We start from the raw sequence: 22,251 nt of genomic DNA, 5'->3' as shown, positions 1-22,251 counted from the left end.
CATCGAGGAATCGGTGTGGGGCTCGCTCTAATTCACGGGCCTTTTTCTGCGGTTGCCTCGGCTCTTCCGAGCCGCAGAGTTTGTCTGAGCCTCAGAGCTCGACTGCGTAGCCGATCCCTGAGCCTCAGAGCGAATACCGAAGCGATTCAGCGCCTGAGCGAGTCCGCGATGTGCTTCGTGTTCTCAGCGGTCTTGACGTTGGCCACGATGAGCTCGAGGCCCAGGCGGACGAAGATCACCCAGAGGGCTGGGATGATCCAACCGAAGATGATCGCCAGCAGCAGCGGCCATGGGCTGAAGCTCGGAGCCTCGCCGAAGTAGGCGGATGCGCTGCCCGCAGCTGCACCTGTGACGATTCCGCCGATGATGGATCCCAGCCACGACAGCGCGCCCACCACGATGGCGATGATGTAGATGAATCCCGCCCAGCGAACGGCGATGAAGTTGTCGAAGCGGAAGTCGAAGAGCGACTTGAAGAAGCCGCCGCTGCCACCAGCCTTCTGCTGCGCTGCAGGCTGTTGGAAGTTGCCTACCGGGGCGTGCTGAGAACCGGCGTAATTGCCCTGGCCATACGCGGCGTAGTCGGCGCCCTGAGGGTGCTGGCCCTGCTGGCTGGGCTGTTCGAACTGTCCGTACTGATTCTGAGGACCGTACTGACCGCCTTGGTTGTACTGACCGCCCTGGTTGTACTGAGCGCCCTGATCGTACTGGTTGTACTGGTTCTGCTGACCCTGCATATTCGGCTGGGCGAACTGACTCTGCTGATCGTTGTACTGCTCGGCCTGCCTGTACTGCTCGGCCTGCCCGAATTCTGTGCCAGCAGCGCTCGAATCAGGGCCGGTTTCGTCCGACACAGGGCTGACCTGATTCGAATCGGGATCGACCTGGTCGTTCTGGATGTTCTGGTTGTTCTCTGCGTCCGAACCGGAGTACGGGTTCTGTGGTGTCGACATTATCTTCCTTCGTACGTGTTGGAGCCGATAGTCGCAACGTATCAGGGCAAGATGACTTTGCACCCGGAACTCTTAACGCAGAGCAATGCTCCATTCCACCGTGAGTTCACCTTGTGGGTCGATGACGTCGTAGTCCGAGCCGGTGGCGAAGGCATTCGGTGGACACGTCATCGGTTCGATCGCGATCGCGGTGCGCCGAAGCTCCGAGCCGAGTTCGTCGCCGGTGCAGATCTGCCAGGACCGGAAATGATCGTCCATTCCGATGACGACCGTCCTGTCGTCGGCACCCTTCAACCGCACCCACGACCACCCGTGGTCATCGCGTTGAGGTGTGCCGAAGGCATCATCGAGCACACCATGGCCCAGAGAGCGCAGTGCGCGGAAATCTTTGCAGAGGAGGCAGCTCGTCTCATCGGGCCCATGATCGGCGGGGATGAACGTTCCAGTGTCGAAGGGTCGGACCGTATGGGGGATGAGTCTGTCATCGGTCTCGAGCCAGGTGTCGGCGGAAATGAGCAGCTGAGCCTCATCGACCTGTTCCGCGCCGGGGTGGATCCAGGGATGAAAGCCGAGTCCGAAGGGAGCCGGCTCCTGCCCGATGTTGCGTGCCAGTGTTCTCACCCGCAGTTCACCGCGTCCAGCATCTTCGCCCTCGTCGTCATGGCCGATGAGGGAGTACGTCACCTCGAGGGACATCGCGAAGGGGTATCCCGGCACGTCGGAGATCTCGGTGCTCAGTGTCACCGAATCGGCATCGCGTTCGGACACCGTCCAGTCGACGTCGGCCACGAGGCCATGCAGGGCGGTGCTGCGGGTGGCTTCGGTGATGGGCAGCTGGTGGGAGACGCCGTTGAAGTCATAGCGCCCATCGGCAATCCGGTTCGGCCACGGTGCCAGCACGGCGCCGTCGAAGGCGGACATCTCAACGACGACAGGACGATTGCCGACGGTGTAGTGAAGCAGAGCCGCACCGCGTGTGGACACGACCGCGCTGTCGTTGCCCTGAGTGAGCTCGATGGAACCGGTCATGCGACTCCTGCGCAATTTGTGTGCGAATGTTCTGGTGTCCCAGAATTCTACGGCAGAACTGTGTTCTCCACCGACCAGATGTTAGCATTATGATCGAAAATGATCGGTTTTGGAGGGTTGATGAGCCAGCGTTGCATTTCTCAGATCCACCGTTTCAGCGGTGAGCTCACAGGTCCGCGTTGAGCACGCAGATCAGCAGGAACACCCTTGCCGACGGCCGAGAGATCCTGTTCTTCCACGACACCGATTCGCCTGTCGTGCCCTTAGCCGAGGACCAGCGCTCCGCGGAGCCGCGTCCCAGTGGCGGCCAGCTGCGCTTCGACCTGCTCACCGGAGAGTGGGTGGCCGTGGCCACGCATCGCCAGTCGCGCACTCATCTTCCCGTTGCCGCCGAATGCCCCCTCTGCCCGTCGGCACCGGGGCGACCAACGGAGATCCCGGCCGCTGACTACGAGGTCGTGGTCTTCGAGAATCGTTTCCCGTCGCTGGGTCCTGGAATCGGTGCTGTCAGTGCCGATCCGAGCCATAACTTCGCCGAGGTGGCCGCAGAGTCCGCCCTGACCGCACCGGCCTATGGACGCTGTGAGGTCGTCGTCTTCTCATCCGAGCACAACGGATCGTTTGCCGACCTCGACACGGCGAGAGCCCGCACAGTCATCGACGCCTGGGCGAATCGGACGCGTGAGCTCGCCTCCTGCGCAGGGATCGAGCAGGTCTTCGTATTCGAAAATCGGGGCGAGGAGATCGGCGTGACGATGAATCATCCACACGGTCAGATCTACGCTTATCCCTATGTCACTCCACACACCAAGGTCACCTCGGCCAGGGCGGTCCAGCACAGACGTGAGACGGGCCGAGCACTGATGGCCGACATCCTCGCCTTCGAGCGCCGATCCGGTGAGCGGATGGTTCTCGAATCCGCCCATTTCTCTGCCTTCGTACCCTATGCGGCTCGATGGCCGGTCGAAGTCCATATCGTCCCGCATCGGCAGGTGCTGAGCATCGACGAACTCGACGAGACCGAACGCGAGGACCTCGCTCGCATCTACCCAGAGACGCTGCGAAGGATCGACGGCCTGTACTCCACGCCGACTCCCTACATCGCGGCCTGGCATCAGGCACCGGTCAACTGTGAGGACCGCGCGGCAGAGTGGCTGCATCTGGAGATCACCAGCCCCAGGCGTGCCGAGAATAAACTGAAGTTCCTCGCCGGGTCCGAAGCGGCCATGGGCGCCTTCGTCGGCGACGTCTCCGCCGAGGAGACCGCAGCAAGGTTGCGCAACGTGCAACCGCGGTCGGCAGACTCGATGCCGGCGGCAGAACCGACGAACGAGGACGGTCACCGATGAACGCGACTGACACTTCTGTCGGGCAGAGCCTGCGTGCCGAGTTCGAAACGATCTTCGGCTATCAGCCGCTCGACTGCTTTCGTGCTCCAGGACGCGTCAACCTCATCGGCGAGCACACCGACTACAACGACGGATTCGTCCTGCCCATAGCTATTGACCGGGCTGTGCACGTGGCCATCGGACGGCGCCCTGGAAGCCGTGCGGACGCCAACGGCAGTGGAACCGCGGCACCGCCGGCCCAAGAGAAGAGCATCCGCATCGTCTCCGACCATCGAGACGACCGGGGCCAGCGACTCGCAGGCCAGTTCATCGCCGAGGACCTCGTGCCAGGAGTTCTTCCAGCGTGGCTCAACCACCCAGCGGGAGTCGTCGATGAGATCGCCAAGACGACGGGCACGGTTGTCGGCGGCATCGACCTCTATATCGAATCGACTGTGCCAGTCGGTGCAGGACTGTCTTCTTCTCATGCACTCGAGGTGGCGGTCCTCATCGCTCTCGACGCGGCCTACGGGCTCGATCTCGACGACCGAGAGAAGGTGCTGCTGACCCAGCGCGCCGAGAACAACTTCGTCGGTGCTCCGACAGGAATCGTCGATCAGGCCGCCTCAATCATGACCGAGGCCGGGCACGCACTCTTCCTCGACTGCCGCGACCTGCGAGCTCGACAGATTCCCTTCAGCCTCGACGCCGAGGGGCTGCGACTGCTTGTCATCGACACCCGGGTGTCCCACTCCCACAGCGAGAGCGGCTACGGCGACCGGCGACGCACGTGCGAGGAGGCCGCCGGACTCCTCGGAGCACAGAGTCTGCGCGAACTCGACGAAACCGTCGACCTCGGCCCTCTCACCGAGGTGCAGCGGAAGCGAGTGCGGCACGTCTTCAGCGAGAATGCCCGGGTCACATCCACTGTCGAACTCCTGGAGGGTGAAGGCAGGGAGGGTTGCAGCATCCGCGGAATCGGTGAACTCCTGCTTGCCTCTCACGATTCCTTGGCCCATGACTACGAGGTCTCCTGCGTCGAACTCGATGCTGCAGTCAGCGCAGCGATGTCAGCGGGAGCGCTCGGTGCCAGGATGATCGGCGGTGGCTTCGGCGGATCGGCGATCGCGCTGGTCGATACGGAGAACGTTGAGATGATCGCCGAGGCTGTCGTGGCCGAATTCTCCGACCGCGGTTTCCGAGCGCCCGATATCTTCGCCGTCGGCCCGGGGCCAGGCGCCGGCCGTGTCGACTGATCGGCCTCCGTTCGGCCAGTGCCGCACTCGCGCAGAGCACGGTCAGGCTAGGCACGGTCGCGCTAGTCGCGGGGATCCGTGTCGACCACCTCAGCCGCGTCATCGGCGATGATCCGAATCGGGCGCAGCTTGGCCCAGATGAGGAAGAATGCCGCGGTGAGGATGAGGCCGATTCCGGTCCAGAGGTTGGCATCGATTCCGCCGGTCCGCTCAGCCTCGTCGGGGGTGTAGCCGACGACGCCGGCGATGGTGAGGATGATCCCGAAGATGCCCAGCAGCACTCCGATGAAGTTGCGGATGTCGAAGGCACCTGCGGTTTTGGTCAGTTCGTTTGCTTTGCTCATTGTTCTCTCTTGCTCCTTCAGCCGAAGGCCACGTTGAGGATGATGACGAGGACCAGTGCCACGCCTGCAACAGGCACCGGGCGTTTCCAGATCGGGGGCTTCGGTTCGTTCAGGTCTTCGAAGTCGGTCTTCGGGGTCTCCGAATAGACGAGCCCTCGCAGTTCACTCGCGGGCTTCGGTGTGGTCCTGAAGGTCACGATCACCGAGAGGACGATGTCGACGACGAAGGCCGTGCTGGCGGCGAGGAACGCCGCACCCTGGCCGGGCAGGTCGAATACGCCGGTCTCGCTGAGGATGAAGACGGCGACGGCGGAAAGGGTGCCGCCGACCAGACCGACCCAGCCGGCGGTGGGGCTCATGCGCTTCCAGAACATACCGAGGATGAAGGTGGCGAACAGCGGCGCATTGAAGAAGCCGAACAGTGTCTGCAGATAGTCCATGAGGTTGGCGAAGTTGCCGGCGATGAGGGCGGTGAAGATCGCGACGATGCAGGCGCCGATTGTGGCGTAGCGGCCGACCTTGAGGTAGTAGGAATCCTCCCTGTCCTTGACCACGTACTGCTGCCACAGGTCGTAGCTGAAGACCGTGTTGAACGCGGAGATGTTGGCAGCCATTCCGGCCATGAACGCGGCGAGCAGGCCGGCGATCGCCACGCCGAGGAGGCCGTTGGGCAGGACCTCGCGCATGAGCAGCAGGAGCGCATCGTTGTAGGTCACTCCGGTTTGGGCCTGAGCGGTCGCCTCGTCGACGCTGGATGCGATCTGTTTGAACTTGGTCAGCTGGGTCACGAGGACTGCCGCGATCATTCCCGGGATGATGACGATGAACGGGATGAGCATCTTCGGGAAGGCGCCGAGGATCGGAGTCAGTCGTGCGGCGTTGATGCTCTTTGAGGCCATCGCTCGCTGGACTTCGACGAAGTTCGTCGTCCAGTAGCCGAAGGAGAGCACGAAGCCGAGCCCGAAGACGATCCCGACCACAGAGAGCACCGGGTTGGAGAACCCGGAGAGCTGCTCGCCTGGCCAACTGCTGAGTTGCTCGGCGCCGAGCATGCCGTCATTGCTGACCTTCGCCACGAGGCCGTCCCAGCCGCCCACGCGGTTGAGGCCGATGATCGTCAGCGGCAGCAGGGCTGCGACGATGACGAAGAACTGCAGCACCTCGTTGTAGATGGCGGCGGTCAGCCCGCCGAGCGTGATGTAGGACAGGACGATGGCGGCGGCGACGACCAGGGCGATCCACAATGGCCAGCCGAGGAGTCGATTGACGATCGTGCCGAGCAGGAAGAGATTGACGCCGGCGATGAGGATCTGAGCGACGGCGAAGGACAGCGCGTTGACGAGGTGGGCGCCGGTGCCGAAGCGCCTGCGCATGAACTCCGGAACGGATCTGACCTTCGAGCCGTAGTAGAACGGCATCATGACGACACCGAGGAAGAGCATCGCCGGGACGGCACCGATCCAGAAGTAGTGCATCGTCGGCATGCCGTACTGCGCGCCGGTGGCCGACATGCCCATGATCTCCACTGCACCGAGGTTGGCCGAGACGAAGGCCAATGCCGTCACCCATGCGGGAAGGCTGCGTCCGGAGAGCAGGAACTCGATGCTCGAGGAGATGCCGCGCTTGGCGAACCAGCCGATTCCAAGGACGAATACGAAGTAGATCGCGATCAGCAGATAGTCGATCCACTGGGCGTCCAGACGGATGTCTTCCAAGGTTCCTCCAACGTCTTCGGTGAATGGCTCCTTGTGGTTAAGCCACCTCAAACCGATACTTTAGAGGACGGATCGTCCGATCACCAGTGATCGAACATGAAAAGTTTTGATTGTTTATGATCGGTCGCTGTTTGGCGGGGAATTTGGTTCTATTCTCGGCGTGTCACGCAACTTCGACGTTGACCCCGGCCTCGCGCAGTGCGTCGAGTTCACCGGGATTGCTGTCCGAGTCGGTGATGAGGTGGTGAATCTCCTCTGTCGGAACAGTGAGCACGGACGAGCGCAGCCCGACCTTCGTGTGGTCGACGAGGGCGGTGACCTGCCCGGCGCCTGTGGCCATGGCGCGGTCGGTGTCGGCCACGGGGAAGGCTGGAGTGGAGAGGCCGAAGTCCGCTGCCAGACCATTGCCGGAGAGGAAGACGGTGTCGGCCCTAAGGCCAAGCAGCTGTGAGACCGTTCCTCCGCCGACGAAGGCGCGGATCGAATGTCGCAGGATTCCGCCGACGACGATGACTTCGATATCGGGGGAGGAGACCATAGCCTCGGCGACGAGGAGGGAGTTGGTCACGATGCGGATGCCCGAGCGTCCGCTGAGTTCCTTGGCCAGGAGTTCGGTCGTGGTGCCGGGCCCCAGGGCGACCACGTCACCGGTGCGAACATGCTTGGCCGCGGCACGGGCGATCGCCGACTTCTCGGCCAGGGCCTGCTCGAGCTTCTCTGCATAGCTCGACTCGCGCGCGCTGGAAAAGGGGACTGCCCCTCCATGGGTGCGGGTCAGGCGGCCTTCGTCGGCGAGCTGATCGAGATCGCGCCGGATCGTCACGGCCGAAGTCTCCAGCCGTTCAGAGAGAGCTGAGATGGACACCGCGCCGTCGCGTTCGATCGTCTCGATGATCACATTGCGTCGTTGGGCAGCGATCATGGTGTCGTCCTCAGCCTCTGATGAGAGCTTCGCTCAAGGTTCGAGCCGCTTCGATGATGGATTTCGCGTGCAGGCGTCCGGGCTGACGTGTCAGGCGGTCAACGGGGCCGGAGATCGACACGGCGGCCACGACGCGATTGCTGGGTCCGCGCACGGGGGCGGAGACCGAGGCGACGCCACGTTCGCGTTCGGCTATCGACTGGGCCCAGCCTCGGCGACGGACACCGGAGAGCATGGTGGCGGAGAAGCGGGCGCCGCGCAGGCCGGTGTGCAGACGGTCGGGCTCCTCCCAAGCTAGGAGGACCTGGGCGGCGGAACCGGCGCGCATGCTCAGAGTGGCACCGATCGGCACCGAGTCGCGCAGTCCCACGGGGCGTTCTGCGGCAGCCACGCACAGGCGCAGGTCGCCCTGGCGGCGGAACAGCTGTGCGGACTCGCCGGTCTGGTCACGCAGCTGGCCGAGCACCGGTCCGGCCGCGGCGAGCAGGCGATCTTCACCGGCAGCGGAGGACAGTTCAGCCAGGCGTGGGCCGAGGACGAAGCGGCCCTGCAGATCACGACCGACGATGCGATGGAATTCGAGCGCAACAGCCAGGCGGTGGGCAGTGGGTCGGGCGAGTCCGGTCAGTGAGACCAGTTCGGCCAGTGAAGCGGGTCCGGCCTCGAGGGCGGAGAGAACCATTGCGGCCTTGTCGATGACTCCGACGCCGCTACCATTGCTTGTCATAGACACTATTGTGCGCGTCTCAGTGGGCGAGATGCAAGTTCGAAATGCGATACGGACGAGTAGGTTTCCTGTACACACTCGTTGAGACCGCCTTGCGCACTCGCCGAGTCACCATGTCGAATGTCACAGACGCCGCGAAATCGCGGACGTCGCAGCTGTAAGCACGTACAGGCAATCCCTGTATTGGCGGGAGGAATCATGCCACGCACTCTGGCCGAGAAGGTCTGGGCCGATCACGTCGTATCCCTGGGCGAAGACGGTGCGCCCGACCTCATCTACATCGACCTCCACCTCGTCCATGAGGTCACCAGCCCGCAGGCATTCGACGGACTCCGACTCGCCGGGCGCCCTGTGCGCCGCCCCGACCTGACGATCGCCACGGAGGACCACAACACTCCGACCTGGGACATCGACAAGCCCATCGCCGAACCCACCTCCGCCACGCAGATCGAGACCCTGCGCAAGAACACGAAGGAATTCGGGATCCGCCTGCACAGCCTCGGTGATGCCGATCAGGGCATCGTCCACGTCGTCGGCCCACAGCTGGGCCTGACCCAGCCGGGCACCACCGTCGTCTGCGGCGACTCCCACACCTCCACCCACGGCGCCTTCGGTGCCCTCGCCCTGGGTATCGGCACCTCCGAGGTCGAGCATGTGCTGGCCACCCAGACGCTGAGTCTCAAGGCGTTCAAGACGATGTCGATCACGGTCGACGGGGAACTGCCCGAAGGCTCGAGTGCGAAGGACATCATCCTCGCCATCATCGCGAAGATCGGCACCGGCGGTGGACAGGGCTACGTGCTCGAGTACCGCGGCTCGGCGATCCGGGCGCTGTCGATGGAAGCACGGATGACCATCTGCAACATGTCGATCGAGGCCGGTGCCCGTGCCGGCATGGTCGCCCCCGATGAGACGACCTTCGAGTACGTCAAGGGCCGTCCGCACGCACCCGAGGGCGAGGACTGGGATGCGGCGGTCGAATACTGGAAGACCCTGTACACCGACGAGGGCGCCACCTTCGACCATGAGGTCGTCCTCGAGGCCAAGGACATCGAACCGTTCGTGACCTGGGGAACCAACCCCGGCCAGGGACTGCCACTGTCTGCCTCGGTGCCCTCACCCGATGATTTCGCCGACGAGAACGACAAGGCCTCGGCCGCCAACGCTCTGGCCTACATGGGCCTGACACCGGGCACCCCGCTGCGCGAGATCGAGGTGGACACCGTGTTCCTCGGTTCCTGCACGAACTCTCGCATCGAGGACCTGCGTGCCGCCGCCGAGGTGGTGCGCGGCCGGAAGAAGGCCGAGAACATCCGCTTCATGGTCGTTCCCGGTTCCGCCAAGGTTCGCCTCCAGGCCGAGGACGAGGGCCTCGATACGATCTTCAAGGACTTCGGAGGAGAATGGCGCTTCGCCGGCTGCTCGATGTGCCTGGGCATGAACCCGGACCAGCTGGCCGACGGTGAACGCTGCGCCTCGACCTCGAACCGCAACTTCGAGGGCCGCCAGGGCAAGGGCGGACGCACCCACCTCGTGTCCCCGCTCGTGGCAGCGGCCACCGCCGTGCGCGGAACGCTGTCCTCACCCGGTGACGTCAAGGATCTGCCCCGCGACGCCGAACCGGTGGCGTGGACGGACGATAAGCCCACCTTGACACTGACACCCACCCCCACCTCGGCGAACGCGTAAGGAGACCGACTGATGGAAGCTTTCAGCACACATACCGGAATCGGCGTCCCGCTGCGCCGCGCCAACATCGACACCGACCAGATCATCCCGGCGAAGTTCCTCAAGCGGGTCACCCGCACCGGCTTCGAAGACGCCCTGTTCTACCGCTGGCGCACGAACGACGAATTCGTCCTCAACGATCCGGACTTCTCGAAGGGCTCCGTCCTCGTAGCCGGACCCGACTTCGGCACGGGCTCCTCGCGTGAGCACGCCGTGTGGGCGCTCAAGGACTACGGTTTCCGCGTCGTCCTCTCCTCGCGCTTCGGCGACATCTTCCGCGGCAACTCCGGCAAAGAGGGACTCCTGGCCGCTCAGCTCGACCAGGCCGACATCGAACTGATCTGGAAGATCCTGGAGAACCACCCGGGCACCCCGATCACCGTCGACCTCAACGAGAAGACCGTGACCTGTGATTCGGTCACCGTGACCTTCCAGATCGATGACTACACACGCTGGCGCCTGCTCGAAGGCCATGACGACATCAGCCTGACGCTGGCCAAGGAATCCGAGATCTCCGATTTCGAGTCCAAGCGGGCGACTTTCAAGCCGACGACCCTGCCCGCAAAGGTCTGACCCACCCCGTGCGAAGGTTCGAATCGTCCGACGCGACGGTCTGAGAGCCTTCCCACAAGGGACCCGCGTGTCCTCTGCGCTAGTCTTGGACGAGTCCGGACTAGTCTGGGCCACGCCCGGATCCCACCGGGTGCAAGTGTGACGCAGGGAGGAACATGCTCGAAGTTCGCGGCGGTAATCCGCTAGGTGGAACAGTCCAGGTCAGAGGTGCCAAGAACCTGGTACCCAAGGCCATGGTCGCAGCGCTGCTGGGGGAGACGCCCTCTGTGCTGCGCGGGGTGCCGCAGATCAGGGACGTCGAGATCGTCACCGGTCTGCTCGAGCTCCACGGGGTTCGGGTCACGCCCGGCAGCGATGGAGACCTCTCCGACGGTGAGCTGCACCTCGACCCCTCCGATATGGCACAGGGATCGATCGTCGACATCGACGCGCACGCCGGTTCCTCGCGGATCCCGATCCTCTTCTGCGGACCCCTCCTGCACAGCCTGGGCCAGGCGTTCATTCCCGATCTGGGCGGCTGCCACATCGGGGATCGTCCCATCAACTTCCACCTCGACGTGCTGCGCCAGTTCGGCGCCGAGGTCGACAAGACCTCCGGCGGCATCATGCTCACCACCCGTGGGCGCCTCCAGGGCACGAAGGTCGAACTGCCCTTCCCCTCCGTGGGTGCCACCGAGCAGGTGCTGCTGACCGCGGTCCGCGCCGAAGGCGTGACCGAACTGCGCAATGCGGCCATCGAACCCGAGATCATGGACCTCATCGCCCTGCTGCAGAAGATGGGCGCCATCATCACCGTCGACACCGACCGGGTCGTGCGCATCGAAGGCGTGGACTCCCTGCGCGGCTTCATCCACCGGGCGCTGCCCGACCGCAATGAGACCGCCTCCTGGGCCTCGGCCGCGCTGGCCACCGGGGGAGACATCTTCGTCGAAGGCGCCTCCCAGCCCGAGCTCATCACCTTCCTCAACGTCTTCCGCCGCATCGGCGGTGAATTCGAGGTCGAGGAGACTGGGATCCGCTTCCGCCACCCCGGCGGCAAGCTCACGTCCTTCGCCCTGGAGACCGATGTTCACCCGGGCTTCATGACCGACTGGCAGCAACCGCTCGTCGTCGCCATGACCCAGGCCGAGGGCCTGTCGATCATCCACGAAACCGTGTACGAGAACCGCTTCGGCTTCACCCACGCGCTCGGGGAGATGGGTGCCCAGATCCAGCTCTACCGCGAATGCCTCGGCGGTACACCCTGCCGCTTCGGACGCCGCAACTACCAGCACTCGGCCGTGGTCTCCGGGCCCACCGAACTCACGGGAACACGTATCGACGTGCCCGACCTGCGCGGTGGGTTCAGCCACCTCATCGCGGCCCTGGCCGCACGCGGAACCAGCCAGGTCCACGGCATCGAACTCATCAACCGCGGATACGAGAACTTCCTCGACAAGCTCATTGGTCTCGGCGCCGAGGTGGCCGCATGAGTGACGAGGACGTGCTGGTCTCCTTCGAACCCTCCGCGGTCCGGTCCCAGCGCCGAGTCGCCTTCGTCGTGGCCTCGACCGCCTATGGGCTCTACCGGCTGACCTCGAAGATCAAGGTCGACAATGCCGAGATCCTGCCGCCTCGGACGCCGCGAATGCGGCGCATGCGCGGGATGCCGGAGACGCAGGGCACCGGTGCCATCATCGCCGCTTACCATGCCAGCCACCTCGACCCGATCCTCGTCGGGCTCGCCCTGTGGCGCAACGGGCACCTGCCGCACTTCCTCGCCAAATCAGGTCTGTTCTCAGGTGCCCTCGGCGCCGTCCTCCGCGGACTGGGCCAGATCCCGGTCCTGCGCTCCTCCACACAGGCCGGTGACTCCCTCGAATACGCGAAGGAGGCTCTGGCCAAGGGCGAATGCGTCGTCATCTATCCGGAGGGAACGCTGACGAAGGACACGGAACTGTGGCCACAGCACTTCAAGACCGGCACCGCCAGACTCGCGCTCGAAACCGGTGCCCCGATCATCCCTGCCGCGCACTGGGGGCTTCAGGAGATCTTCCCGCAAGGGGCGAAGGTGCCCAAGTTCCGACCTCTGCGACACACCTCGGTGGTCCGATTCGGTGACCCCATCGACTACGAGGACCTGTGGGCCCACCGTGAGGAGAAGAAGTCCAAGACGGTGCTCACCCACCGCCTGACGAACACCATTGCAGCGATGGTCGGCGAGCTGTCGAATCGTGAGCTGCCCGAGAGATTCCACAACGAGGAGGTCGGCGAATGAGCGTCGAGAAGACCGCAGTGCTGGGAGCCGGATCATGGGGGACGACCTATGCCGCAGTCGTCGCCGATGCCGGATTTCCCGTCACCCTCTGGGCTCGCCGGTCCGAGGTCGCCGAGGAGATCACCACCTCACACACGAATGAACGGTACCTGGGTGACCGGGTCCTGCCCGAGCTGCTGAGTGCCACCGCTGACGACATCGCCGCCGTCACCGACGCCGAGGTGATCATCCTCGCCGTTCCCGCACAGACCCTGCGGGAGAACCTGAGCCGGTGGAAGCCGCATCTGCGCCCAGGGGTGAAGCTCGTGAGCCTGATGAAGGGCATCGAGGTCGACACGGGCAAGCGCATGTCCGAGGTCATCGCCGAGGTCGCCGAGGTGGACTCCACCCAGATCGCAGTCGTCTCCGGTCCGAACCTGGCCCGTGAGATCGCCGATCAGCAGCCGACGGCCACCGTGGTCGCCGCGGAGAGCATCGACACCGCCGAGGCTGTCGCTGAGATCAGCGCGAACGGGTACTTCCGTCCCTATACGAACACCGACGTCGTCGGCGTTGAGATGGGCGGTGCCGTCAAGAACGTCATCGCCCTGGCCGTCGGCATCGCCGATGGCCAGAAGCTCGGCGACAACTCGAAGGCCTCGATCATCACCCGCGGCCTGGCCGAGACCTCACGTCTGGCCGCTGCCATGGGTGCGCAGCCACACACCCTGTCGGGCCTGGCCGGACTCGGCGACCTCGTCGCCACCTGTGCCTCCCCACTGTCGCGGAACCGAACATTCGGGCGCCACCTCGGTGAGGGGATGAGCCTGGAGGATGTCATCGCTCACACCTCGCAGACCGCAGAGGGAGTGAAATCGGCGCCCGCCATCCTCGCCCTGGGACGCAAGTACTCCGTCGATCTGCCGATCACGGAAGCCGTGTGCGCGGTCCTCGGAGGACGGCTGCGGGTTGACGAACTCGCCGGTTTGCTGTTGTCTCGGAAGCGTAAGCACGAGGGACCACCAGCCTGAGCACCTCGGGCTGTCCAGTACCGAATCATCTCGTACGACTAGGAGCAGACATGAGCGTCAACTCACCGTTCTACAACCTTTCCGATGTCCCCAGCTTCACCCTCACCAGCACGGATATCGAAGCCGGGGGCGAACTGACCGGACCACAGCTCTCGGGTGCGATGGGCGTCGACGGCGGTCAGGACGTCTCGCCGCAGCTGTCATGGTCGGGCTTCCCCGAAGAGACCAAGGCCTTCGCCGTGACCTGCTACGACCCGGACGCACCCACCGGCTCCGGTTTCTGGCACTGGGTCGTGACCGATCTCGACGCCTCGACGACCAGCCTGCCCGCCAACGCCGGCGACCCCTCGGCGGACCTGCTTCCGGCCGGAACGGTGACGCTGCGCAACGATGCGGGCGAACCTCGCTTCGTCGGTGCCGCACCACCCCAGGGCCACGGACCGCACCGCTACTTCTTCATCGTCACTGCTCTGGCGGAGCCTCTGGGTCTTGACGAATCTGCATCACCGGCCTTCGCCGGATTCAACATGTTCTTCAAGGGCATCGCCCGTGCATCCCTGGAATGCACGTTCGAGCTCAAGTGAGCTAGAGTTTTCCAGTCCGTACAAACGGTCACGCGCGCTAACGACCAAGGATTTCTATGCCTGAATCTGATCACCGGCCACTCGTCGCAGTCCTCTTCGGCGGACGATCGAGCGAACATGCCGTCAGCTGCGTCACTGCTGCCGGGGTCATCCGGGCCATCGACGACGACGCCTATCGTGTACTGCCGATCGGCATCACGAAGGCCGGCGTCTGGCGCATCGTCGAAGACTGGTCGACGATGGCCTTCGACCCGGACAATATGCCCGAGGTTGTCGACAACGGAACCGAGATCATTCCGCCGATCTCAGCTCAGGGTTCGCCCCTGCTGCAGCGGGACGCCGAGGGAAACTACAGCGAACTCGGATCGGTTGACGTCTACTTCCCGCTCCTGCACGGGCAGTACGGGGAGGATGGGACCCTGCAGGGACTGTTCGAACTCAGCGACACGGCCTTCGTCGGCTCCGGGGTCTTCGCCTCGGCGGCGAGCATGGACAAGCACTACACGAAATCCCTGATGGCCCATGCCGGGATTCCGACCTGTCCCTGGGAGCTCGTGACCGAAACCATGTGGGAGGCCGACCAGGCCGAGGCCCAGGACCGGATCACCGGTCTGGGGTTGCCTGTGTTCGTCAAGCCTGCCCGTGCCGGGTCCTCTATGGGTGTCAGCCGCGTCGAATCCGCCGAAGGGCTGGATCAGGCGCTGCGTTCGGCCTTCGAGCATGACTCGAAGGTCATCGTCGAGCCGCAGGTCGTCGGCCGGGAGATCGAATGCGCGGTGCTCGGCTCTGTCCACGACCGTGAGGTTCGGGTCTCGTTCCCCGGGGAGATCGAGGTTTCCGGCGAACACTCGTTCTATGACTTCGAAGCCAAATACCTCAACCTTGCCGATGCCCAGCTGACCTGCCCGGCTCGTGTCGATGAGACGACGACGGCGCGGATCCAGGAGCTCTCGGCCCAGGTGTTCCGTCTCTTCGACTGCACCGGGCTCTCCCGTGTCGACACCTTCGTCACGGATGCCGGTGAGGTCCTCATCAACGAGATCAACACCCTCCCGGGATTCACCCCCACCTCGGCGTACCCATTCATGTGGTCGAAGTCGGGGATCGAGTACCCGGCGCTCATCTCAGAGCTCATCACCATCGCCCTGGTTGATCACGCCCGCACCCACTGAGGGCTGCTCAGCCTTCGAGGTCTTGGGCTCCCACGCACTTGGCCTCGGGTTTGACGGCCGTCAGGGCCGGTGAGATGGCCGCGAGCACATTGTTGCCCGATTCGGCCTTGCGGTTGACGAGGACTTCGACGGCCGGGGTGCGTCCGTAGCTGGTGAACACCCAGGTGTCGTCTTCATCGGAGGCCTTCGAGATCCAGTCGACGCTGCTCACACTCACACACTGATCCGTGGTCGGTCCGGGTGGGGTGACTCCGCAGCGGATGACCGCGATGTTTGGATCTCCCCAGGCCTTCGTGCCCTGGGAAGAGGTTGTGCGTGATTTCTGGCCGGCGATCTCATCGGGCAGGCGCAGCATGATGTCGGCGCATTTGGGGTTCTGTGCGTCCTGCGCAGGCTCGACGACGACGGTTCGCTCGCATCCGGCCAGGCTCACACCGGCCAACACTGTGGCAACGGCTGCGAGGGCGAAAGTGCGCGTCTTCCGAGGCGACGTTCGAGGCGACGGGCGGAGGCGACGAGATCTCATACAACTACCGTATCTCCCGATAACCTGGAGTCATGACCCGACTGTCCGAACTTGGCGAATCACACGTGCTCGAACGTATCCTCTCTCACAATCGCAGCGGTTCGCAGGTGATCATCGGACCCGGGGACGATGCCGCCGTGACTGCGGTGGACGGCAACCTGGTGTCGACGGCCGACATGCTCGTGGAGAACGAGGATTTCACCCGCACCTGGCTCGATTGGTCTCGACTGGGCACCAAGGCCGCCGCACAGAACCTCTCCGACGTGTGCGTCATGGGCGCGAAACCGCACGGGCTGCTCGTGTCGCTGGCCGTGCCGAATTCGACGGAGATCGAGGACCTCGAGGCTCTCTTCGCCGGCATCGTCGCCGAGGCGGCCCGTGCCGGTGAAGCACTTGGCTGCGAGATCCCGATCATCGGCGGAGACCTCTCCTCCTCAGGTCTCATCGTCGTCGCGATCACTGCCTTGGGCACCGTCGGTGGTTCTGGTACTGGTACTGCTGCTTCGTCTGCAGGAACCCACGGATCAGGCGCAGCGATCACCCGTGCTGGGGCGCAGCCTGGGGACTCGATCTACCTGGCCGGGACCATCGGTCGCGCGGCCGCCGGACTGGATCTCCTCTTCGCCGGTGTCGACCCAAACGCAGACGTCGGCCAGGATGATCCTCAGCCGGGGACGAGCCTCACCGAACTCATCAACACTCAACTGGCCCCGCAGCCGGACTACGCGGCCGTCCTTGAGATGAGGGCAGCCTCGGCGATGATCGATGTCTCCGATGGTCTGAGCACGGACCTGGGACGGGTGGCGGCAGCCTCGGGAGTCCACGCCTGCATCGACCGAACTGCACTCCAGGAGCTCATCGACCCGCTGCTGCCAGCAGCTCGGCACCTGGTGGCCAGGAGCTCCGGCACTCAAGCGGCCGGAAGTACCGACAAGGCCGAGGAATTGGCGCTGCACTGGGTGCTCAACGGAGGAGAGGACCACGGCTTCGTCGCGTCGTCGGCGCAGTTCGACACGCCTCCGGTAGGCTGGCGGAGAATCGGAGAGATGAGAGACGGCAGCGGGGTCACTCTCGACGGCGCACCGGTGCCGACGAGCGGCTTCAGCCATTTCGGGAAGTGACATGAGCGGACCCAATCAAGCCATCGGCCTCAATGGGCGTCTGGCCGCCAGGTGGGCTCGGCGAGCCGTTGATCGACTGCGCAAGGAACGCGTCGAAATCGACGAACTCAACGTCTTCCCCGTCCCCGACGGTGACACCGGCACGAATATGTACCACACGCTGCGCGCCGCGTATCTGGCCGTCGAAGAGCTGACCGGGCCCGTCACGCTGCCCCAGGTCGTCGCTGCACTAGCCGAGGGCGCAGGACGCGGCGCCCGCGGAAACTCCGGACTCATCCTCGCTGTCGCACTCCAAGGCGTCGCCGATGCCCTGGACGGGGTGACAGTGGCGACGCCCGAGGCCATGGCTCAAGCCCTCGAACTCGCCTCCGCCAGGGCCCGGCAGTCCGTGGCCCGGCCCGTCGACGGGACCATGCTCACCGTGCTTGATGCCATGGCCACTGAGGCAGCTGAGAAGGCCGAAGACGGGGCGAACCTCATCGAACTCATCTCCGCTGTGCGGCTGCGCTCCCGATCGGCACTGCGCGAGACCACCGGGCAGCTGCCCGTGCTCCGCGAAGCCGAGGTCGTCGACGCCGGATCGACGGGGATCGTGGAACTCTTCGACCTCCTCTACGCCACTGTCACCGGCAGGACGCCGCAGGATTCGATGCTCGGCGAAGTCACCAGGTCTCCACGGATCGTCCATCAGGCCAGTGCCGATGAACTCGAGATCGTTGCCATCCTGGCTTCTTCCCCGGCATCGACCGATTCCGAAGAGACGACATCCACCCTCGCCGAGGCGCTCGATGAGTTGGGTGGAACCTCGATCGTCATCAACGGACCCAAGGTTCACGTCCACGTCGCCGACGAGGCCACTGCCGTGACCGTTCTCGACCACCTCGCCGGCTTCGGCATCGTCCGTCTGGACATGGAAGACCTGCGTCTGCACGAGGAAGAGGGTGAAACCCATCTGGTGGCCATCGTCTCCGGCACCGGACTCCTCATGCACTGCGCGCTCAACGGGGCAAGCGCCCTGTCACCCGATTCCGGTGATGTGCGGGCCATGACCAGGGACATCATTGCTGAGGAGGAACGTGAGGTCATCGTCGTCCCCAGTTCGACGACCGTCCTGAAAGCACTGGGACAGGTCTCCGGTGCGCAGGTGGTGCGCTCCCGCAATGTTGCCACTCTGCTCTCAGCACTCGCGGTCTATGATCCCTTCGCCCCGTCCGGGGAGATCTTTGCGGATATGACGGAGGCTGCTGCCGGCACCCGCGTGGGCACCATCGTCTCCGCCGAACAGCTTGCCCTCAACCCGCCCACTGGTGCTCTGCCGGTCATCGATGACGCCCCTGGTGCGAGTTCGAGCCCAGACTCTACGCCGGACTCTGGCACTGCGTCTGACTCTGCAACGGTGGGGGTGCGCAGGATTCCGCTCTCCCATCCCTCCCAGTTCTATCGGGTGTTCATCGACGGGAAGGTGAAGACTCAGAGCACGGAACTCACGACCCTGGTCGAGAAGCTCGCTGATCGTCTCCTGGGTGCCGGGGGAGAGCTCCTCACCGTCGTCCACGGTCCCGGCTGCGCCTCTGACGTCCTCTCGCACCTGCGGGACTGGATCCGGAAGTCGCATGCCCAGGTGCGGTTCCAGGACATCGATTCGAGGGACCGGGCCACGCTGCTCATCATGGGAGTCGAATGAGCGCCCGCCTTGAGGACTACTTCACCGCACGTGACCGCGGTGCGCTGAAGAAGCGGGGGATCACCTCGGTGGCGGATCTCTTCCGCTTCTTCCCACGCAGATTCCTCGTACCCGGCGAGAAGACGCCCCTGGGCGGGCTCCCGCTGGGCGAAACCGCGATCCTGCAGGCTGAGGTCATCTCGGTGGACACCAGGCGCATGCAGAAGCGTCGCGGCACCATCACCGATGTGATCGTCCACGATGGGCAGCAGTCGATGAAGATCGCCTTCTTCAACCAGCGCTGGCTGGACAGCCAGCTGGTGCCCGGACTCACCGTCGTCTTCGCCGGGAAGGTCGAGGAGTATCGCGGGCAGCTGACCCTGAACTCACCGACCTGGCTCAACCGTGACGAACACGATGAGAAATGGACGCCGGAGGACCTCAATTCCCCGTTCCCCGTGTACTCACGAGTCAAGGGCATCGCGCAGACGCGACTGTGGAAGGCCATCAAGGTCCTCCTCGATGTCGCCGGCCCGGACGAGTTTGAGGACCCGCTGCCGACTGCCATGCGAGAGAACCTCGACCTGCCGGACCTGCGCACCGCCCTCAATGACATGCATCGGCCCAGGTCAGCGGCGGCAACAGAGAAAGCCAAGCAGCGGTGGAAATGGGAAGAGGCGCTCGCCCTGCAGGCGGAGTTCGTCTCCCGCAAGGCCGACTACGAAAAGCTCGAGGCCACCCCGCTGCTCAACGTCGGAGCCAGAAGTGAGCGGTTCGACAACAGCCTTCCCTTCTACCTCACCGCCTCTCAGCTGCGGGTCGGTGAGGAGATCGAAGCGGACATGGGCCGGAAGACTGCGATGCATCGGCTGCTCCACGGCGACGTCGGCTCCGGCAAGACCGTCGTGGCGCTGCGGGCGATGCTCACGGCCGTCGATTCGGGAGCCCAGGCCGCGATGCTTGCCCCCACTGAGGTCCTTGCCACTCAGCATTTCCGCTCCATTGAGACCCTCCTCGGCGATCAGATGGCTTTGAGTCCTCTGCTTTCGAGTGATGATCAGGTGCGGGTGGCGCTGCTGACGGGGTCGATGCCGGCCCGGGAACGCAAACAGCTGGCACTCGACCTCGCCACCGGCCAGATCGACATCGTCGTGGGCACGCATGCCCTGATGTCGGATACGACGATGTTCGACACCTTGGGCCTCATCGTCGTCGATGAGCAGCATCGGTTCGGTGTCGAGCAGCGGGAGGCGCTGCGGGCGAAGGCAGGGCTCAAGGTTCCGCACACCCTCGTGATGTCCGCGACTCCGATTCCACGCACCGTGGCGATGACGGTCTTCGCCGACCTCGATGTCTCCACCCTCGATGAGATGCCTGCCGGTACCAAGGACATCACCACTCACGCTGTCTCCCTGGGCGACCATCCCAACTGGTTGGGCCGAGTCCTTCAGCTCATCGACGAGGCGGCCGAGAACGGGCGAGGTACCTTCGTGGTCTTCCCGCGCATCGAGCCCTCCGACATCGAAGACCCTGAGACGGGTGATGTGATCGGCGCCCGAAAGGGAATTGAGGACCTGAAGGACTTTCTGCAGAACTCCGATGAGCTCCGCTCACGTTCGACTGCGCTTCTTCACGGTCGGATGTCTCCGGCGGAGAAGGACCGGACGATGGCGGCATTCGTCTCCGGCGAGACCGACATCCTGGTCTCCACCACCGTCGTCGAGGTGGGCGTCGACGTCCCTCGGGCCACCATGATGGTCATCTTCGAGGCGGAGCGCTTCGGCGTCGCTCAGCTCCATCAGCTGCGCGGACGCGTCGGACGCGATGGCAGTGCGGCCATGTGCTTCCTGCTCACCGACGTGCCTGAAGTCGATGAGAGCTTCGAGCGACTCAGCGAGGTCGCGGGCACCCTCGACGGCTTTGCTCTTGCCGAATACGACCTCGGCACCAGGGGAGAAGGCGATGTGCTCGGGTCCTCACAGTGGGGAGGGTCGTCATTGAAGCACCTGTCCATTCTCCGGGATGCACCGATCGTCGAAGAGGCGAGAACCATCGCGGAGAAGATCATCTCCGTCGACCCCGACCTGAGTGCACTGCCTGCTCTGCGGGCCTTCATCAACAGGGTTCTGCCCGCAGAGTCGGCTCACTTCATCGAGGCGAGCTGATGTCGCGTTGCTGTGAGCTGATGTCGCGCTACTGTGAGAAGACAAGCCTTCGTGTGCTGTCGAACCACTCTCATGAGGAGGAGCCGCAATGAGAATCATCGCTGGTGCGTACAAAGGTTCCAAGCTCGTCGCACCGGGCGGGTCCAACACCCGCCCGACCTCGGATCGAGTCAAGGAATCACTCTTCTCCATGCTCGACGGCTACGGGGTGCTGCAGGCCGCGAACGTTCTCGATCTCTTCGCCGGGTCCGGTGGACTGGGCTTCGAAGCCATGTCGCGGGGTGCCGCCGAAGTCGATTTCGTCGATTCGGCCGGTGCCTCTGCCCGTGCGGTCGAGGCGAATGCCGCGAAGCTCGGAATCGATCACTCGACTCGGATCCATTCCTCGGATGTCGTGTCTTTCCTCAGCTCCCAGCGTGTCCCGAAGCAGCAGATGTCGGGGCAGCAGGCTTCGGGGCAGCAGGCTGTGGTGCAGCGAGGGCCCGAGGTGAAGCTGCAGCCTGAGGGCCACAGTGGGGGAGCGGAGCACGGTGACGGGCTCGATGAGGTTCTGGACGGCGAGGTGCTGGAGGCACGAAGCGACCTGGACGATGGTGATGGTCGCATCTTCGACCTGGTGTTCATGGATCCGCCGTATCCGCTGGGAGAGGACGCTGTGACTCAGATTCTGGGCAGGCTCTCCGGGCTCCTCGACATGGAATCCATCGTCGTAGTCGAGCGGGCATCACGTGCACCCGAACCGACGATGCCAGCGGCCCTTGAGATCTTTCGTTCGAAGACCTTCGGCGAGACCGCTTTGTACTTCGTCCAGCTCAAGGGCACGTCTGAAGAGTCGGACACAGCGGCAGTGGACGAGTCGGCGTGAGCGATCGCCGTCCCTGGTACCGCACACCCTGGGTGTTCGCCGCGTGCGGAGTGGCTCTGCTGCTCTTCTGGTTCGCACTCAAATGGCTGAGGAGTCTGTCGGATGCGGATGCTGCAGAACCAGTGGGCCGATCTGAAATCTTCCGGGCCGGGCCCACTGACATCCTGTTCTGGGTTGCCGTGGTGCTCATCGGTATTACCGTGATCATGAGAATCTGGCGGCTCGTGCGCCGCATCCGCCGCTGAAGCACGCGAGAAGAGCTGAGACCTGCTGGTTGAAGTCTCGCCGCAGGTGCTGCCACCGAACGAGTCCC

Annotated in this window: 21 protein-coding genes; 14 read left to right on the top strand and 7 right to left on the bottom strand. The window is 64.3% G+C overall.

What is annotated here, in order from left to right; genetic code table 11:
* Window positions 1–146: 146 nt before the first annotated feature.
* Entirely contained in the window at window positions 147–953 is an 807-nt protein-coding gene (locus CXR25_RS12805) for a DUF4282 domain-containing protein (RefSeq protein ID WP_096145873.1), read from the bottom strand.
* A 72-nt stretch (window positions 954–1,025) separates the two neighbouring features.
* Window positions 1,026–1,982 carry an aldose 1-epimerase family protein gene (locus CXR25_RS12800; protein WP_101583148.1) on the bottom strand — a complete coding sequence of 319 codons (957 nt, stop codon included), beginning with the start codon at window positions 1,980–1,982 and terminating at the stop codon, window positions 1,026–1,028.
* A gap of 179 nt (window positions 1,983–2,161) precedes the next feature.
* Between CXR25_RS12800 and galT the strand changes: the two genes are divergently transcribed.
* Both galT and galK read left to right on the top strand, forming a co-directional pair.
* A complete protein-coding gene (gene galT / locus CXR25_RS12795; RefSeq protein WP_125240610.1) occupies window positions 2,162–3,331 on the top strand; it encodes a galactose-1-phosphate uridylyltransferase in 1,170 nt (389 codons plus the stop codon).
* Window positions 3,328–4,566, top strand: coding sequence for a galactokinase (gene galK / locus CXR25_RS12790; protein WP_125240609.1), 1,239 nt, complete (start codon window positions 3,328–3,330; stop codon window positions 4,564–4,566). The genes galT and galK overlap by 4 nt, the downstream gene beginning before the upstream one ends.
* 62 nt (window positions 4,567–4,628) lie before the next feature.
* On the opposite strand, the gene CXR25_RS12785 is transcribed toward galK, so the two are convergent.
* From CXR25_RS12785 to CXR25_RS12770, 4 genes are all read right to left on the bottom strand, one after another.
* Window positions 4,629–4,910, bottom strand: coding sequence for a hypothetical protein (locus CXR25_RS12785; protein ID WP_069600478.1), 282 nt, complete (start codon window positions 4,908–4,910; stop codon window positions 4,629–4,631).
* A gap of 17 nt (window positions 4,911–4,927) precedes the next feature.
* The gene (locus tag CXR25_RS12780) at window positions 4,928–6,625 is read right to left on the bottom strand and encodes a sodium:solute symporter family protein (RefSeq protein WP_009882468.1); all 1,698 of its coding nucleotides are present in this window, start codon (window positions 6,623–6,625) and stop codon (window positions 4,928–4,930) included.
* Between the two features lie 163 nt (window positions 6,626–6,788).
* Complete coding sequence (locus CXR25_RS12775; protein WP_125240608.1) at window positions 6,789–7,547, bottom strand: DeoR/GlpR family DNA-binding transcription regulator; 759 nt, start codon at window positions 7,545–7,547, stop codon at window positions 6,789–6,791.
* 10 nt (window positions 7,548–7,557) lie between these two features.
* Window positions 7,558–8,274, bottom strand: coding sequence for an IclR family transcriptional regulator (locus tag CXR25_RS12770; RefSeq protein WP_009882470.1), 717 nt, complete (start codon window positions 8,272–8,274; stop codon window positions 7,558–7,560).
* 198 nt (window positions 8,275–8,472) lie between these two features.
* Here CXR25_RS12770 and leuC point away from each other — a divergent pair, with 198 nt between their 5' ends.
* The 7 genes from leuC to CXR25_RS12735 all read left to right on the top strand — a co-directional run bounded on the left by leuC (window position 8,473) and on the right by CXR25_RS12735 (window position 15,598).
* Window positions 8,473–9,963 carry a 3-isopropylmalate dehydratase large subunit gene (gene leuC, locus CXR25_RS12765; protein ID WP_009882471.1) on the top strand — a complete coding sequence of 497 codons (1,491 nt, stop codon included), beginning with the start codon at window positions 8,473–8,475 and terminating at the stop codon, window positions 9,961–9,963.
* Window positions 9,964–9,975: 12 nt separating this feature from the next.
* The gene (gene leuD / locus CXR25_RS12760) at window positions 9,976–10,575 is read left to right on the top strand and encodes a 3-isopropylmalate dehydratase small subunit (RefSeq protein ID WP_096145869.1); all 600 of its coding nucleotides are present in this window, start codon (window positions 9,976–9,978) and stop codon (window positions 10,573–10,575) included.
* Between the two features lie 155 nt (window positions 10,576–10,730).
* Window positions 10,731–12,047 (top strand): UDP-N-acetylglucosamine 1-carboxyvinyltransferase, encoded by a 1,317-nt coding sequence (gene murA / locus CXR25_RS12755; RefSeq protein ID WP_096145868.1) that lies wholly within the window; start codon window positions 10,731–10,733, stop codon window positions 12,045–12,047.
* Complete coding sequence (locus CXR25_RS12750; RefSeq protein WP_009882476.1) at window positions 12,044–12,832, top strand: lysophospholipid acyltransferase family protein; 789 nt, start codon at window positions 12,044–12,046, stop codon at window positions 12,830–12,832. The genes murA and CXR25_RS12750 overlap by 4 nt, the downstream gene beginning before the upstream one ends.
* Window positions 12,829–13,842, top strand: a complete 1,014-nt coding sequence (locus CXR25_RS12745) for an NAD(P)H-dependent glycerol-3-phosphate dehydrogenase (RefSeq protein ID WP_009882477.1) — start codon at window positions 12,829–12,831, stop codon at window positions 13,840–13,842. The genes CXR25_RS12750 and CXR25_RS12745 overlap by 4 nt, the downstream gene beginning before the upstream one ends.
* 50 nt (window positions 13,843–13,892) lie before the next feature.
* A complete protein-coding gene (locus CXR25_RS12740) occupies window positions 13,893–14,426 on the top strand; it encodes a YbhB/YbcL family Raf kinase inhibitor-like protein (protein ID WP_009882479.1) in 534 nt (177 codons plus the stop codon).
* Between the two features lie 56 nt (window positions 14,427–14,482).
* The gene (locus CXR25_RS12735) at window positions 14,483–15,598 is read left to right on the top strand and encodes a D-alanine--D-alanine ligase family protein (protein ID WP_069600470.1); all 1,116 of its coding nucleotides are present in this window, start codon (window positions 14,483–14,485) and stop codon (window positions 15,596–15,598) included.
* Between the two features lie 7 nt (window positions 15,599–15,605).
* Here the strand turns inward: CXR25_RS12735 and CXR25_RS12730 are convergent, their stop codons facing one another.
* The gene (locus CXR25_RS12730) at window positions 15,606–16,124 is read right to left on the bottom strand and encodes a DUF3515 domain-containing protein (protein ID WP_081448534.1); all 519 of its coding nucleotides are present in this window, start codon (window positions 16,122–16,124) and stop codon (window positions 15,606–15,608) included.
* Between the two features lie 32 nt (window positions 16,125–16,156).
* Here CXR25_RS12730 and CXR25_RS12725 point away from each other — a divergent pair, with 32 nt between their 5' ends.
* From CXR25_RS12725 to CXR25_RS12705, 5 genes are all read left to right on the top strand, one after another.
* Window positions 16,157–17,245 (top strand): thiamine-phosphate kinase, encoded by a 1,089-nt coding sequence (locus CXR25_RS12725; protein ID WP_009882482.1) that lies wholly within the window; start codon window positions 16,157–16,159, stop codon window positions 17,243–17,245.
* Window position 17,246: 1 nt separating this feature from the next.
* The gene (locus tag CXR25_RS12720) at window positions 17,247–18,929 is read left to right on the top strand and encodes a DAK2 domain-containing protein (RefSeq protein WP_069600469.1); all 1,683 of its coding nucleotides are present in this window, start codon (window positions 17,247–17,249) and stop codon (window positions 18,927–18,929) included.
* Window positions 18,926–21,073, top strand: coding sequence for an ATP-dependent DNA helicase RecG (locus CXR25_RS12715; RefSeq protein WP_069600468.1), 2,148 nt, complete (start codon window positions 18,926–18,928; stop codon window positions 21,071–21,073). The genes CXR25_RS12720 and CXR25_RS12715 overlap by 4 nt, the downstream gene beginning before the upstream one ends.
* An 88-nt stretch (window positions 21,074–21,161) precedes the next feature.
* Window positions 21,162–21,938: an RsmD family RNA methyltransferase gene (locus CXR25_RS12710; protein ID WP_114384588.1), complete on the top strand. Its 777-nt coding sequence runs from the start codon at window positions 21,162–21,164 to the stop codon at window positions 21,936–21,938.
* Window positions 21,935–22,183 (top strand): hypothetical protein, encoded by a 249-nt coding sequence (locus tag CXR25_RS12705; protein WP_125178238.1) that lies wholly within the window; start codon window positions 21,935–21,937, stop codon window positions 22,181–22,183. The genes CXR25_RS12710 and CXR25_RS12705 overlap by 4 nt, the downstream gene beginning before the upstream one ends.
* Window positions 22,184–22,251 lie beyond the last annotated feature (68 nt).

It is taken from the genome of Brevibacterium aurantiacum, from assembly GCF_003932995.1.
GTDB classification, from domain to species: Bacteria; Actinomycetota; Actinomycetes; order Actinomycetales; family Brevibacteriaceae; genus Brevibacterium; species Brevibacterium aurantiacum.
Note: the sequence above shows the minus strand (reverse complement) of the source record. Positions and strands in the feature narration are given on the sequence as shown.